This window comes from Pseudomonas sp. AC211 (genome assembly GCF_979258055.1).
On record NZ_OZ409830.1, the window covers coordinates 1 to 14,934 of the forward strand.

At 60.1% G+C, this 14,934-nt stretch carries 10 protein-coding genes and 2 pseudogenes; 9 read left to right on the top strand and 3 right to left on the bottom strand.

Features of this window, described 5'->3' with window-relative positions; all coding sequences use genetic code 11:
* Nucleotides 1-959 (bottom strand): glutamine synthetase family protein (locus tag ACZZZP_RS00005; protein WP_463536172.1); only part of this gene is annotated, 959 nt, incomplete at its 3' end.
* Nucleotides 960-1,236: 277 nt separating this feature from the next.
* On the opposite strand from ACZZZP_RS00005, the gene ACZZZP_RS00010 reads away from it, so the two are divergent.
* The 8 genes and pseudogenes from ACZZZP_RS00010 to ACZZZP_RS00045 all read left to right on the top strand — a co-directional run bounded on the left by ACZZZP_RS00010 (nucleotide 1,237) and on the right by ACZZZP_RS00045 (nucleotide 10,536).
* Nucleotides 1,237-1,989, top strand: a complete 753-nt coding sequence (locus tag ACZZZP_RS00010) for a gamma-glutamyl-gamma-aminobutyrate hydrolase family protein (protein ID WP_463384455.1) — start codon at nucleotides 1,237-1,239, stop codon at nucleotides 1,987-1,989.
* Between the two features lie 43 nt (nucleotides 1,990-2,032).
* Nucleotides 2,033-3,391 (top strand): glutamine synthetase family protein, encoded by a 1,359-nt coding sequence (locus ACZZZP_RS00015; RefSeq protein WP_108098960.1) that lies wholly within the window; start codon nucleotides 2,033-2,035, stop codon nucleotides 3,389-3,391.
* A gap of 54 nt (nucleotides 3,392-3,445) precedes the next feature.
* A complete protein-coding gene (locus ACZZZP_RS00020) occupies nucleotides 3,446-4,813 on the top strand; it encodes an aspartate aminotransferase family protein (RefSeq protein ID WP_463384456.1) in 1,368 nt (455 codons plus the stop codon).
* A 198-nt stretch (nucleotides 4,814-5,011) separates the two neighbouring features.
* Nucleotides 5,012-6,109, top strand: coding sequence for an extracellular solute-binding protein (locus tag ACZZZP_RS00025; protein WP_463384457.1), 1,098 nt, complete (start codon nucleotides 5,012-5,014; stop codon nucleotides 6,107-6,109).
* Between the two features lie 302 nt (nucleotides 6,110-6,411).
* Entirely contained in the window at nucleotides 6,412-7,461 is a 1,050-nt protein-coding gene (locus ACZZZP_RS00030) for a polyamine ABC transporter substrate-binding protein (protein WP_122497732.1), read from the top strand.
* Between the two features lie 130 nt (nucleotides 7,462-7,591).
* Nucleotides 7,592-8,728, top strand: a pseudogene (potA, locus tag ACZZZP_RS00035) (polyamine ABC transporter ATP-binding protein); the annotation flags it as partial.
* 30 nt (nucleotides 8,729-8,758) lie between these two features.
* The gene (locus ACZZZP_RS00040) at nucleotides 8,759-9,640 is read left to right on the top strand and encodes an ABC transporter permease subunit (RefSeq protein WP_163016725.1); all 882 of its coding nucleotides are present in this window, start codon (nucleotides 8,759-8,761) and stop codon (nucleotides 9,638-9,640) included.
* Nucleotides 9,637-10,536 carry an ABC transporter permease subunit gene (locus ACZZZP_RS00045; RefSeq protein WP_463384458.1) on the top strand — a complete coding sequence of 300 codons (900 nt, stop codon included), beginning with the start codon at nucleotides 9,637-9,639 and terminating at the stop codon, nucleotides 10,534-10,536. The genes ACZZZP_RS00040 and ACZZZP_RS00045 overlap by 4 nt, the downstream gene beginning before the upstream one ends.
* A gap of 253 nt (nucleotides 10,537-10,789) precedes the next feature.
* Here the strand turns inward: ACZZZP_RS00045 and ACZZZP_RS00050 are convergent.
* Nucleotides 10,790-13,265, bottom strand: a pseudogene (locus ACZZZP_RS00050) (penicillin acylase family protein).
* Nucleotides 13,266-13,312: 47 nt separating this feature from the next.
* Between ACZZZP_RS00050 and ACZZZP_RS00055 the strand changes: the two are divergent.
* Nucleotides 13,313-14,338 carry an AraC family transcriptional regulator gene (locus ACZZZP_RS00055; protein ID WP_463384460.1) on the top strand — a complete coding sequence of 342 codons (1,026 nt, stop codon included), beginning with the start codon at nucleotides 13,313-13,315 and terminating at the stop codon, nucleotides 14,336-14,338.
* Here the strand turns inward: ACZZZP_RS00055 and ACZZZP_RS00060 are convergent.
* Complete coding sequence (locus ACZZZP_RS00060; protein ID WP_463384461.1) at nucleotides 14,316-14,897, bottom strand: DUF6436 domain-containing protein; 582 nt, start codon at nucleotides 14,895-14,897, stop codon at nucleotides 14,316-14,318. The two genes, ACZZZP_RS00055 and ACZZZP_RS00060, sit on opposite strands and share 23 nt — an antisense overlap.
* Nucleotides 14,898-14,934: the final 37 nt, after the last annotated feature.

Below are 14,934 nucleotides of genomic sequence, written 5' to 3' on the forward strand. Positions count from 1 at the left end.
CGGCGGTACGAGTTGACGTTGGGGCAGAGGAACGCCATCGAGGCCGGCATGGTTTCCAGCACACCGCCAATGGCGTGGCGCAGCGCATCGTTCTGTTCCGGGTCATCGCAGGCAAAGATGTTGTTGCCTTCTTTGTCCAGAATCGAAATATGCACATGCAGACCGTTGCCCGCTTGGTTCGGGTACGGCTTGGCCATGAAGGTGGTGTCCATCTCATGGTCATAGGCGATGTTTTTCACCAGACGCTTGAGCAGCAGGGCGTAGTCGCACGCCTTGATGGGATCGGCCACATGGTGGAGGTTGACTTCGAATTGCGCCGGAGCACTTTCCTTGACGATGGCGTCAGCAGGAATGCCCTGCTCTTTAGCGCCTTCGAGGATGTCTTGCAGGCATTCAGCGTACTCGTCCAGGTCATCGATGAGATAAACCTGTGTGGAGTGCGGACGTTTGCCCGACAGCGGCGACAGCGGCGGTTGAGGCCGGCCGTTCACGTTTGCCTGGTCGATCAGATAAAACTCAAGTTCAAACGCGGCGCAAATAGTAAGGCCCAGTTCGTCGAACTTCGCGACCACCTGCCGCAACACTTCTCGTGGATCGGCGAAAAACGGCTCGCCTTCCATTTCATGCATGGTCATCAACAGTTGCGCGGTCGGACGCTTCTGCCAAGGCTCATTACATAGCGTGTTCGGAATGGGGTAACAGATACGGTCGGCATCGCCGATATCCAGACCCAGGCCAGTGCTTTCCACTGTCGAGCCGTTGATATCGAGTGCGAATAAAGAAGCCGGGAGGTTGATGCCGCGTTCGTAAACCTTGTGCAGGCTCGCACGCTCGATGCGCTTGCCGCGCACCACACCATTCATATCTGCAATAAGAAGGTCGACGAACAGGACCTCAGGATGTTCCTTAAGGAACGCGTTCGCTTCGTTAAGCTGAACGGCACGCGGGGGTACCGACATGATGCAACACCTTTATTGTTAAAAATATCAATCATCAGACTGATGGGGTGTGAGTCAATCTTAATCGCCTCAGGCTGTCAATAGTGCCACATTTTGCCCTGAAACGGGGCGCAGTGGCCATTTTTAGGGCGTTTCAGGGCATCTGAACCCCCTTGGCGCCCTTGTCTGGCGCGGCGCTCAGCGAGCCGTGTTAGATTTTTTACATCACTATTGTGTAAAAAAATGAACAAGGCTAAGCTCCGGTTCAAACCCATAACAGCAATAAAACGGGTGTCCCATGTCGCGCCTGCCGTTAATCGGCGTTACCGCCTGCACCAAGCAGGTCGGCCTCCATCCCTACCATATAGCGGGTGACAAATACGTTCGGGCAGTGGCCGTCGGCGCAGGTGGCCTGCCATTGATCATTCCTTCGCTGGCCGATTTGCTCGATTTCGACGCCCTGCTGGAGAGTCTAGACGGCCTGTTGTTCACTGGCTCGCCGTCCAACGTAGAACCCCACCTTTATAGCGGCCCGGCCAGTGCGCCCGGCACGCTCCATGATCCTGAACGCGACGCCACCACGCTGCCCCTGATTCGCGCAGCGGTGGCCGCTGGCGTGCCCGTATTCGGTATTTGCCGCGGGTTTCAGGAAATGAACGTGGCGTTTGGCGGCAGCTTGCACCAGAAGGTTCACGAAACCGGCACCTTCATGGATCACCGCGAGCCGGAAAACGAGCCTGTCGAAATCCAGTATTCACCCAGCCATCCGCTGCATGTGCAGCCGGGCGGCGTGCTCGCCGGCCTTGGTTTGCCAGGCGAGATACGCGTCAATTCCATACATGGTCAGGGCGTTGAACGTCTGGCGCCGGGCCTGCGTGTTGAGGCCCTGGCTCCTGACGGACTGATCGAGTCGGTCTCGGTTGAAGGCGCCAAAAGCTTCGCCCTCGGTGTGCAGTGGCACCCTGAATGGCAAGTGGCCTCGAACCCCGAATACCTCGCCATCTTCCAGGCATTTGGAGATGCCTGCCGCAAGCGGGCGAGTCAACGCTGAGCTTAGCTATAGAGCTAAGTTTTCAATCCCCCCTGAGGTCTTTATGAGTCCCAAACTCGACCAACTCACCAGTTGGCTGAAAGAGCGCAAGATCACCGAAGTTGAGTGCTTTATTAGTGATCTAAGCGGCATTTCGCGCGGCAAGATTGCGCCCACGAACAAGTTCATCGATGAGAAGGGCATGCGCCTGCCTGAGAGCGTATTGCTCCAGACCGTCACCGGCGACTACGTGGAAGACGACATTTATTACGACCTGCTCGACCCGGCTGACATCGATATGATCTGCCGCCCGGACGAAAATGCCGTGTTCCTCGTACCGTGGGCCATCGAGCCTACCGCCCAGGTGATTCACGACACCTACGACAAGCAAGGCAACCCGATCGAGTTGTCGCCGCGCAACATCCTTAAGAAGGTGCTCAAGCTCTACGCCGAGAAGGGCTGGCAGCCTATCGTCGCGCCGGAAATGGAGTTCTACCTGACCAAGCGCAGCGACGACCCGGACTACCCGTTGCAAGCCCCGATTGGCCGTTCCGGCCGCGCCGAGACTGGCCGCCAGTCGTTCTCCATCGACGCCGCCAACGAATTCGATCCGCTGTTCGAAGACGTCTACGACTGGTGCGAATTGCAGGAGCTGGATCTGGACACCCTGATCCACGAAGACGGCACCGCGCAGATGGAAATTAACTTCCGTCACGGCGACGCCCTGCACCTGGCCGACCAGATCATCATCTTCAAACGCACCATGCGTGAAGCCGCGCTCAAACATAATGTGGCCGCCACCTTTATGGCCAAGCCCATGACCGGCGAGCCTGGCAGCGCGATGCACTTGCACCAGAGCATCATCGACATCGCCACCGGCAAGAGCATCTTCTCCAACGAAGACGGCACCATGAGCCAGCTGTTCCTGCACCACATCGGTGGTCTGCAGAAATACATTCCTGAGCTGTTGCCGCTGTTCGCGCCGAACGTGAACTCCTTCCGCCGCTTCCTGCCCGACACCTCGGCGCCGGTAAACGTGGAATGGGGCGAAGAAAACCGCACCGTGGGCCTGCGCGTACCGGATGCGTCGCCGCAAAACCGCCGCGTGGAAAACCGCCTGCCGGGCGCCGACGCCAACCCCTATATCGCCATCGCAGCCAGCTTGCTGTGCGGCTATATCGGCATGGTCGAGCAGCTGAACCCGAGCGCCCAGGTCAAAGGTCGCGGCTACGAACGCCGCAACCTGCGCCTGCCGCTGACCATCGAAGACGCCCTGGAGCGCATGGAAAACTCCAAGACCGTCGAGAAGTACCTGGGCAACAAGTTTGTCAGCGGTTACATCGCCGTGAAGCGTGCCGAGCACGAGAACTTCAAGCGCGTAATCAGCTCGTGGGAACGCGAGTTCCTGCTGCTCTCGGTTTAATCAGAGACTCACCAGGCCCGGCACACGCCGGGCTTGTTTGAATTGAGGTTTGCAATGACCAGCCCGATGAAAAACCCGCAGACACGCGCATGGCAGGCGCTGAGCAACGACCATCACCTGGCGCCGTTCAGCGACTATAAACAGCTGAAAGAAGTGGGCCCGCGCATCATCACCCAGGCCGACGGCGTGTACCTGTGGGACAGCGAAGGCAACAAGATTCTCGACGCCATGGCCGGCCTCTGGTGCGTGGCCATCGGCTACGGCCGCGACGAACTGGCCGAAGCCGCCGCCAAGCAAATGAAGCAGCTGCCGTTCTACAACACCTTCTTCATGACCGCGCACCCGCCGGTGCTGGAACTGGCGAAAACCATCGCCGAGCTGGCGCCGCCGCACATGAATCACGTGTTCTTTACCGGCTCGGGTTCCGAAGGTAACGACACCATGCTGCGTATGGTCCGTCACTACTGGCAGGTGAAGGGCAAGCCGCAGAAAAAAGTCATCATCGGTCGCCTTAATGGCTATCACGGTTCCACCGTGGCCGGCGCCGCGTTGGGCGGTATGCAAGGCATGCACGAGCAGGGCGGCATGCTGCCGGACATCGTGCACATCCCGCAGCCGTACTGGTTTGGCGAGGGCGGTGACATGAGCCCGGCCGAGTTCGGTATCTGGGCCGCCGAGCAACTGGAAGAGAAAATTCTCGAAGTCGGCGAAGACAAGGTGGCGGCGTTTATCGCCGAGCCGATTCAAGGTGCCGGCGGCGTGATTATTCCGCCCGAAACCTACTGGCCGAAGGTGCGCGAAATTCTCGCCAAGTACGACATCCTGTTCGCCGCTGACGAAGTGATTTGTGGCTTCGGCCGCACCGGCGAGTGGTTCGGCAGCGATTACTACGGCAATACGCCCGACCTGATGACCATCGCCAAGGGCCTGACCTCCGGTTACATCCCCATGGGCGGCCTGATCGTCAGCGACAAGGTGGCGCAAGTGATCAACGAAGGCGGTGATTTCAACCACGGCTTTACCTATTCCGGGCACCCGGTGGCAGCCGCCGTGGCGCTGGAAAACCTGCGGATCATTCGCGAAGAAAAGATTCTGGAGAAGGTGCGCGCCGAAACGGCACCGTATTTGCAGAAGCGTTTACGTGAGCTGGCGGATCACCCGCTGGTGGGTGAAGTGCGCGGTCTTGGCATGCTCGGCGCAATCGAGTTGGTGAAGAACAAAAAGACCCGCGAGCGGTTCGAGGGTAAGGGCGTGGGCATGATCTGCCGCGGCCATTGCTTCAACAACGGTCTGATCATGCGCGCTGTGGGCGACACCATGATCATTGCGCCACCGCTGGTAATCAGCAAAGACGAAATCGATGAGCTGGTGACCAAGGCACGTAAGTGCCTGGATCTGACCGCCAGTGCAGTACTCGGCTAAGCAGTAAATGGGCAGGCACGTTCGGGGCGAAATTTCGCTTCGAGTGCGCCGAAAAGTTGTAAACCCGCGCTGGTCCTTGCCAGACTGCACGGTGCGTTGGCCAGGCTCACCGAAGGGTGGCCGCCAAGGGAGCGGATGCAACGTTCCCCTGAGCAAACGCCACTGTTCGGATAACTACATAAAACAGGAGCTGTACGCATGAAAACATTCGGCAAGTCCTTTCTCGCGTTGTCCTTATTGGGAGTGATGGTCGGCGCGGTCCAGGCCGATGACAAAGTGCTGCACGTGTACAACTGGTCCGATTACATCGCACCGGACACCGTGGAAAAATTCACCAAAGAGACTGGCATCAAAGTCGTCTACGACGTGTACGACAGCAACGAAGTGCTCGAAGCCAAATTGCTGGCCGGCAAGTCGGGCTACGACATCGTCGTGCCGTCCAACTCCTTCCTGGCCAAGCAGATCAAAGCCGGCGTTTACCAGCCGCTCGATCGCAGCAAGCTGCCGAACTACAAGAACCTCAACCCCGAGCTGATGAAGACCCTGGAAATCAGCGACCCAGGCAACAAGTTCGCCATTCCTTACCTGTGGGGCACCATCGGTATCGGTTACAACGTCGACAAGGTCAAAGCCATTCTGGGCGACAACGCGCCGGTCGATTCGTGGGACCTGGTGTTCAAGCCAGAGAACATGGCCAAGCTTAAAGAGTGCGGCGTGAGCTTCCTGGATTCGCCGACCGAAATGCTGCCGGCCGCCCTGCATTACCTGGGCTACAAGCCAGATAGCCAGGACCCGAAAGAGCTGGCCGCAGCTGAAGCGCTGTTCCTGAAAGTGCGTCCTTCGACCGCTTACTTCCACTCGTCCAAATACATTTCCGACTTGGCTAACGGCAACATCTGCGTGGCCATCGGCTATTCGGGCGACATCTACCAGGCCAAGTCCCGCGCTGAAGAAGCGAAGAACAAGGTCAACGTTGGCTACAACATTCCGAAGGAAGGCGCTGGCGCATTCTTCGACACCGTGGCCATTCCGAAGGATGCCGCAAACCCGGAAGGCGCTTTGAAGTTCGTCGACTTCCTGCTCAAGCCGGAAATCATTGCTGAAATCAGTGACGAGGTGTCTTACCCGAACGGCAACTCCGCCGCCACGCCGTTGGTGAGCGAAGCCATCCGTAAAGACCCGGGCATTTACCCAAGCGACGACGTGATGAAAAAGCTCTACGCGTTCCCTGACCTGCCGGCCAAGGTTCAGCGTTTGATGACCCGCTCCTGGACCAAAATCAAGTCTGGTAAGTAAGCGAACCAACACCTCTGGCGGTGACAACAAACCGCTGGAGGTGTGTCCGGAACCTGGGCGTCGACGAGGCCCACGGTTCTTCTGAAGATGTATTGCTCAGTAGTTGAAGTGCCGGGCTCTCAGCAGTGGCGTTTACAGTTTTTTGCGCCCCGCGATTGCCGTTTTGCCACCTGCTCACCGTACAAACGGCGCAGATGCGGTAACCCAACTGGCCACCGTTGATGGCCATATTGATCTAACAAAATGAGGATGGACGTGTGCGAACCTCTTTGCGCAAAACCCTGATAAGCGCCGCTGCCCTGATGGGCATCAGTGCCTTGGCCCAGGCCGAGCCGACCGTGCATGTCTACAACTGGACCGACTACATCGGCGAAACCACCCTGGCCGACTTCCAGAAAGCCACCGGGATCAAGCCGGTTTATGACGTGTTCGACTCCAACGAAACCCTCGAAGGCAAGATGCTCGCTGGCCGCACCGGATACGACGTGGTGGTGCCCTCGAACAACTTCCTGTCCAAGCAGATCAAGGCCGGCGTGTTCCAGAAACTCGACCGCAGCCAGCTGCCCAATTTCAGTAACCTGGATCCCAAGCTGCTCAAGCAGCTCGACAAGGTCGATCCGGGCAACGTCTACGCCGTTCCGTACCTGTGGGGCACCAACGGCATTGGCTACAACGTGGAAAAAGTGAAGGCGGTATTGGGCGTCGACCATATCGATTCCTGGGCCACGCTGTTCGAGCCGGAGAACATCAAGAAGCTGAGCCAGTGCGGCGTCGCCTTCCTCGACTCGCCGGATGAAATGTTCCCGGCCATGCTCAATTACATGGGCCTGGATGCCAACAGCACCAACCCTGACGACTACAAAAAGGCCGAAGCCAAACTGCTCGCGGTTCGTCCTTACGTCACCTACTTCCATTCCTCGAAATACATCTCCGACCTGGCCAACGGCAACATCTGCGTCGCCGTGGGTTTCTCCGGTGATGTGTTCCAGGCCGCCGAGCGCGCCAAGGAAGCCGGCAAGGGGGTCGAGATCGCCTACAGCATTCCGAAAGAAGGCGGCAATCTGTGGTTCGACATGCTCGCCATTCCGGCAGATGCCCCGAACCCCAAAGAGGCCCACGCCTTTATCAACTACCTGCTGGACCCGGCCGTAATCTCGCCGATCAGCGAATACGTCGGCTACGCCAACCCCAACAGCAAGGCTGATGCGGTGATGGACCAGGAGCTGCGTAACGACCCTTCGATTTACCCGCCGCAAGAGGTCCTCGACCGCCTGTACGTATCGGTGCCGTTGCCGCAAAAACTGCAACGCGTGGTGACCCGTTCGTGGACCAAGATCAAGTCCGGCAAATAACGACTGAACACATAACGAGTGAAGCGCCTGGCGCTAATAACCCAGTAATCACCTGACAGCAGTCGGGTGACGATGAAAAAAGGCCGGTCCGTAGTGGGCTGGCCCTCAAAATAAAGTTGGGAGTTTTGTAATGGCAGTTGCCTCCGGCGCCTACAAGAAAGCCCTCGAGGGCGACCAGAAACCTAAAGAGGTTTTGGTCAAAATCGATCGGGTGACCAAGAAGTTCGACGAGACGATTGCAGTGGACGATGTGTCCCTGACAATCAACAAGGGCGAGATTTTCGCCCTGCTCGGCGGCTCAGGATCGGGTAAATCCACCTTGCTGCGGATGCTGGCAGGCTTTGAACGCCCAACCGAGGGACGGATTTTCCTCGACGGCCAAGACATCACCGATATGCCGCCCTACGAGCGGCCGATCAACATGATGTTCCAGTCTTACGCGCTGTTCCCGCACATGACCGTGGCGCAGAACATCGCCTTCGGTCTCAAGCAGGACCGCATGTCCAAGGCTGAAATCGACGAGCGCGTGAACGAGATGCTCAAGCTGGTGCACATGACCCAGTACGCCAAGCGCAAGCCGCATCAGCTCTCCGGCGGCCAGCGTCAGCGCGTGGCCCTGGCCCGTTCGCTGGCCAAGAGCCCGAAGCTGCTGCTGCTCGATGAGCCCATGGGCGCACTGGACAAAAAACTGCGTTCGCAAATGCAGCTCGAGCTGGTGGAAATCATCGAACGCGTTGGCGTGACCTGCGTAATGGTGACCCACGACCAGGAAGAGGCCATGACCATGGCCGAACGCATCGCCATCATGCACCTGGGCTGGATCGCGCAAATCGGCAGCCCCATCGACATCTATGAAACGCCCACCAGCCGCATGGTGTGCGAGTTCATCGGCAACGTGAACCTGTTCGAAGGCCACGTGGTGGAAGACATGGAAGGCCACGCCCTGATCGCCAGCCCGGATCTGGAGCGCGCCATCTACGTCGGCCACGGGGTAACCACCTCCGTACAAGACAAACAAATCACCTACGCCATCCGTCCCGAGAAGCTGTTGGTCACCACCGAAATGCCGACCTGCGAATACAACTGGTCGCGCGGCAAGGTGCATGACATCGCCTACCTGGGCGGCCACTCGGTGTTCTACGTCGAGCTGCCGAGCGGCAAGATCGTGCAATCGTTCGTGGCCAACGCGGAACGCCGCGGCGCCCGTCCAACCTGGGGCGACGAGGTGTACGTCTGGTGGGAAGACGATAGCGGGGTCGCGTTACGCCTCATGAAAAGTCGAAAACTAAAAGCGCTGATGCCGACCGGCAGACACGCTGTCATTGGCGTGCCGTTCCTGTGGCTGTTTCTGTTCTTCATGCTGCCGTTCTTCATCGTTCTGAAGATCAGCTTCGCTGAAGCCGACGTCGCCATTCCGCCGTACACCGAGATCTACTCCTTCGTGGAGCAGAAGCTGCAGGTGATCCTCAACCTGGGCAACTACGTGATGCTCACCGAGGACGAGTTGTACATCTCGGCCTACCTCGGCTCGTTGAAGATGGCCTTCATCAGCACCGTGCTCTGCCTGGTAATCGGTTTTCCGATGGCCTACGGCATTGCCCGCGCCAACAAGGACACGCAAACCGTTTTGCTGCTGTTGATCATGATGCCGACCTGGACGGCCATCCTGATCCGCGTGTACGCCTGGATGGGCATTCTCAGCAACAACGGCCTGCTTAACGCGGCGTTGATGGGCATGGGGCTGATTAACGAGCCGCTGCAAATCCTCAACACCAACCTGGCGGTGTACATCGGCGTCGTTTACTCGTACCTGCCGTTCATGGTGCTGCCGCTGTTCGCCAACCTGGTGAAGCACGACCTGTCGTTGCTGGAAGCTGCCTCGGACCTGGGCTCAACCAACCTCAACAACTTCTGGAAAATCACCGTGCCGCTGGCCAAGAACGGCATCATCGCCGGCTGCATGCTGGTGTTCATTCCGGTAGTGGGTGAGTTCGTGATTCCAGAACTGTTGGGCGGCCCGGAAACGCTGATGATCGGTAAGGTGTTGTGGCAAGAGTTCTTCAACAACCGCGACTGGCCGGTGGCCTCTGCCCTGGCGGTGGTGATGCTGGCGATCCTGATCGTGCCGATCATTCTGTTCAACCGTAGCCAAGCCAAAGAACTGGAGGGCAAAGCATGAAGCGCTTCAGTTTCTCGAACATCATGTTGGTGATGGGCCTGTTATTCATCTACATGCCCATGGTGATTCTGGTCATCTACTCCTTCAACGCCTCCAAGCTGGTGACGGTGTGGGGCGGCTGGTCGGTGAAGTGGTACGTCGGTTTGCTCGACAACACCCAACTGATGAACTCCGTGGGCCGCTCGCTGGAAATCGCTTTCTACACCGCGATTTCGGCGGTGGTGCTCGGCACCCTGGCGGCATTCGTGCTGACCCGTATCACCCGCTTCAAGGGTCGCACCTTGTTCGGTGGTCTGGTCACCGCGCCGCTGGTAATGCCCGAGGTGATCACCGGTCTGTCGCTGTTGCTGCTGTTCGTAGCCATGGCGCAGATGATCGGTTGGCCACAAGAGCGCGGCATTCTGACCATCTGGATCGCCCACACCACCTTCTGCGCCTCGTACGTGGCGGTCGTGGTATCGGCGCGCTTGCGTGAGCTGGACATGTCCATCGAAGAGGCGGCCATGGACCTGGGCGCCAGACCGTGGAAAGTGTTCATGCTGATCACCATCCCCATGATCGCGCCGTCGCTGGCAGCGGGCGGCATGATGTCGTTCGCCCTGTCGCTGGATGACCTGGTACTGGCCAGCTTCGTATCGGGCCCGGGTTCCACCACCCTGCCGATGGAAGTGTTCTCGGCTGTGCGTCTGGGTGTGAAGCCAGAGATCAACGCCGTGGCCAGCTTGATTCTGCTGGTGGTGTCGATCTTCACCTTCCTGGTCTGGTTCTTCAGCCGCAAGGCCGAGAAGCGTCGGTTGAAAGCGATTCAGCAAGCCATGGACGAGACCACCGGTGCGGCCAATCTGGCGGGGCCGGATAGCCGTCGGGATCCGTCGCAGAAGCATGCGACTGCTTGATTGGTTGGTTGTGAAAAACGCCCTTCGGGGCGTTTTTTTATTGAGCTAGAAATAGGCGTTGGCTCGGCCCTCACCCCTAGCCCCTCTCCCGCAAGCGGGAGAGGGGAACTCAACCACCGATTTAGCCTATTACGCGGTTAAGCCCCCTCGCCCGCTTGCGGGAGAGGGCGGGGGGTGAGGGCCAGCCCCAACGCAAAACCCACGCCCATAAAAAAAGCCCCGCATCTGCGGGGCTTTTGCCTTCCAGTCTTAGCTACTTAGCCGGCACCAACTTCAACGTCCCTTTGGTATTGGCCGCCACTTCCGACTCTTCAAAATGCTGCGGCACATACCCGCCCTGAATGTAGGTTTGCGCCTGGTCGGAATAGTGCGCATCAAACGCCACGCCGCTTTGCCCAACCGGGTTAATGCCCAGGCTGTGCGCCGCATCGCCAAAGTCGATCAGGCGACGGGTCGAAGGGCCGTACACCACGCCCCACGGCGCCGGGCCGACCGGCGCGGTGAGGTTGTTGGGCACTTCGTGGCTGCCGGGTGCGGCGAACGGGCCGACGTTGAAGAGTTTGTCCAACGGCTTCTGCGCGCCCAGCGGGTGACCGTGGGTGAGGGTGTGCAGCTTGCCCCATTGCCAGTTTTCCGGGTCGTCGCCAGCGGTGGCTTTCAAATGCGCGATGCTCGCCTGCCAGGCCGCTTTTACGGTGTCGGCGCGGGTTTCTTTGGCTGGCGTGGTGCGGTTGTCCCACCACGGCGAATTCCTCGTCGGCCGCCAGCAGCGGCAACGCCACGTCGAAGGAGCGGGTGGCCAGCAGGTTGGTGAAGAAGGCATCGCCCAATTCGTCGCGCATGGCGCTGTCGGCCAGTTGGTAAATCAGTTGGTTGAAGATCGTCGCGCTCACTGAGTCCAGCGGGTAGTCGCCTTTCCAGGTGCTCAACTGCTCCAGCAGAGGAATTTCCTTGGGGTCGGTGACCACGGTGCGCAACACCGGCAGCAGCGGTTGAAGCACGCGGCTGGCGTAGTCGGTGCCGGTGTCCAGTTGCAGCGCCTGGCTGTTTTCCAGGTTCCACTTCACGCTGTTGTCGGCCAGGTGCGCGTTGAGGCGCGCGCCACGGTCGGCCAGGTTGTAATAGCCCGGCACTTCCATGCCGGTGGGCGATACCGGCTGGAAGTTGGCCGAGACGATGTAACCGCGCGCCGGGTTTTCTTCCTGCGGGTTGGCGCTAAAGGGGTAGAAGCCGTTTTTATCCGCCTCGTGGGTGCTGCCGTCGAGGATGAACGTCGGGTTCACGCCTTCCGGGCGGATGGGCAGTTGCGCGGCGGCCCACCAGCCGATGTCGCCCTTGGCGTTGGCCCACACCAGGTTCAGGCCCGGCGACTGAATTTTCGCCCCGGCGCTGCGCATTTTTTCCACGGTGTTGGCGCGGTTCAGCTCGTAGAAACCTTGCAGCACCGGGTTCTCGGTTTCCAGGAATGCCCACCACATGGCAATCGGCGTTTTGCCGGCTGAGGCGCCCAGGGCGTCGTTGATGATCGGGCCGTGGGGCGACTGGCGCAGGGTGAGTTTGACCGGCGCGGCGTCCTTGACCTTGATCTCTTCTTCGCGGGTTTGCAGGTCGGCCCACTGGCCGTTCACCCACACTTGATTGGGGTTGTCCGGGTTGACCTTCTCGGCGATCAGATCCAGGTCATCGTTCTGGAACATGGTCAGGCTCCAGCCGAAGTCCATGTTGTGGCCCAGCGAGGCAAACGGGTTCAGCGCCTGGTGATGGCCGTACAGCTCAAAGCCCGGGGCCGACAGCTGCGCTTCGTACCACACCGCCGGCACGGCGAAGCGAATATGCGGGTCGCCCGCCAGCAGCGGTTTGCCGCTTTGCGTGCGGCTGCCGGAAATGGTCCAGGCGTTGCTGCCTTCAAACTGCGGCAGGCCGGCATCCACCAGCGCGTCGTGGCTGAGGCGGGCGATGGCGTTGAGGTCTTGCCAGTCGTTGCTCGCCAGTGCGGCCTGGCCGATGGCGCCTTGCGGCTTCCAGTTCAGGTCGAAAATTTTCAGGTAGTCCGGGCCCAGCTCATCGCGCACATAGGTGAGCACCGGTTCGGTCCGGAACGCAGCGGCGAAGCTGTAGGCCATGTAGCCGGCTACGCTCAGAGTGTCTTCGGGCGTGAAGGGACGGGGCTGGATGCCCAACAGGTCAAATTCGATGGGTTTCGGGTGGCTGGCCTGGAACTGGTTGACGCCATCCAGGTACGCCTCCAGCGCTTTGAAGGCCGGCGTGTTGTGGTCGAGCTTGGGCACGAAGGCGTCGGCGTGTTCGCGCAGGCGCAGGGTGCGGAACAGGCGGTCGGTGTCCACCAACTTGGCGCCGAGCACTTCGGCCAGTTCACCACGGGCCAGGCGCCGCAACATTTCCATCTGGAACAAACGGTCCTGGGCATGCACGTAACCCAGGGCGCGGTACATGTCGGCCTCGTTCTGCGCCTTGATATGGGGAACGCCGCGCTCGTCGTAGCGCACGCTGACCGCGCCATCCAGGTGCGCCAGTTGAACCTGGCCATCGCGCATCGGCTGTTTACTGTGGATGTACCAGGTGGCGCCAGCAGCAACGGCGGCTACCACCACGGCAAGGGCGGTCAGGGTGCGTTTCATTGTCGAGTCCTTATTGTTATGCGCAGCGACGGCGGGGCGCGCGTGCTGCATTTTGCGCAGCGTGTTGGGTGGCCGGCATTGACCAAACATTCGAACAGTGAAAATCTGCGGTCAATTCGCTTCTCGCCAGGCCGCCCATGTCCACCACCGCTGCCGTGCTCACCCATTCGCCGACCATGCGCCGCCTGTTGTACGAAGGGCTGATGAGCCTGGGTTGGGACCCGACCGACACCTACCGCCGCGCTTATCAGGGCGTGCCCCTGGCGGCGCCGTCGGTGTCCGGGCGCGAGGAGCACGACAACGCGCCGCTGTTCTGGGAAGCCCTGCAAGACCTCACTGGCGATTGCGATATCGGTCTGCACCTCGCCGAAGTCATGAAGCCACGGCCGTTGGACGTGGTCAGTTACCTGCTGCTGGCCAGCCGCGACTTACGCGAAGCGCTGCACTGCTTTGTGCGCTATCAGCACATTCTGTCCGGCGGTTTTGCCGCGCATTTCGAAGAGCACGGCGACACCGCACGCCTGGTGCTGGACCTCAACTACCGAGGCTTTGGCTCGTTGCGCCAGCAGATCGAATGCTTGGCGCTGCTGCTGATCAAGATGCTCGGCAGCGTCACCGATGAAGAGTTTCGCGTGCTGGGCGTGGAGTTCCGTCATCTCGCGCCACGTCGGCTCAGTGAACACAAACGCCTGTTCGGCCTGACCCCCAACTTTGGCCAGGCCCACGACGCGCTGCTGTTTTCCAGCAACCTGCTCAACCGCCCCTCGCGCAGCGCCAACCCTCGCCTGTTTGCCCTGCTTAGCCAGCAGGCTGAATTGGAATTGCAGGAACTGGGCGAGAACCAATTGCTCAACCGGGTGCGTTACTGGCTGCACGTGCATGTGGGCCAGCCGCTGTGCACCCTGCTCAATTGCGCCGAAGCGCTGCACCTGAGCGCGGGCGCCTTGCAGCGCGCCTTGGCGCAGCAAAACAGCAGCTTTCGCGAACTGCACGAAGAAGTCCGGCGCCAGCACGCCATGCAACTGCTGGAAGCGGGCCAGCCGATTCGGGAAGTGGCGCGCGCCTGTGGCTTCGCCGAGTTGTCGCCGTTCTACCGCGCCTTTCGCCGCTGGCAGGGCATGACGCCGCAGGCGTATCAGCTCAGGGCGCGGCCGCCGGCGTAGCCCATTGGCAGAAGCAGCCCACCGCCAGCGTGTGCGTGGCGTTTACGGCGCGGCCTTGGGCCAGTGCTTCCAGAATTGGCTCGATAAAGCTGTTGCTGGAGGTGCAGGTGGCGCCTTCGCTGTAGGGGCCGAAGTAGGCGAGGTTGCCGTTTTTATCCCAGATGCCCACCGCTGGGCTGGCCGGCAAATGTTCGGCGCCGGGGAAGGCAGTGAGCGGTTGCAGGGCGCTAAGGGTGTCTGGCAGTTGGCCGCTGCTGCCGGGTTTTTGCACGGCATAAAAGGCCACGCCTTGTGGCCCGAAGCGCGCCAGCAGCTCGGCCAGATGCTGCTGGTTGCCGACGTTGCAGGGGCAGGCGGGGTCCCAGAAATGCACGACGCGGATCGGCCCCGGCCCGGCCAATTGCGCGGGTAGCTGCAGCGGGTCGCCGGAGAACAGCGCGGTGGTTTCGGCGAACGGGCGAATGTAGCGCGCTTCATACCACCAGAAGGCGCTGAGCATGGCGCCCAGCCAGACAATGGCAAGCAAGGTGGCGAGTACGGCTTTTCGGCTGGGGCGCATGGCAAATCGTTCGGTGGCGGGTTGCTAGCTTGCCACG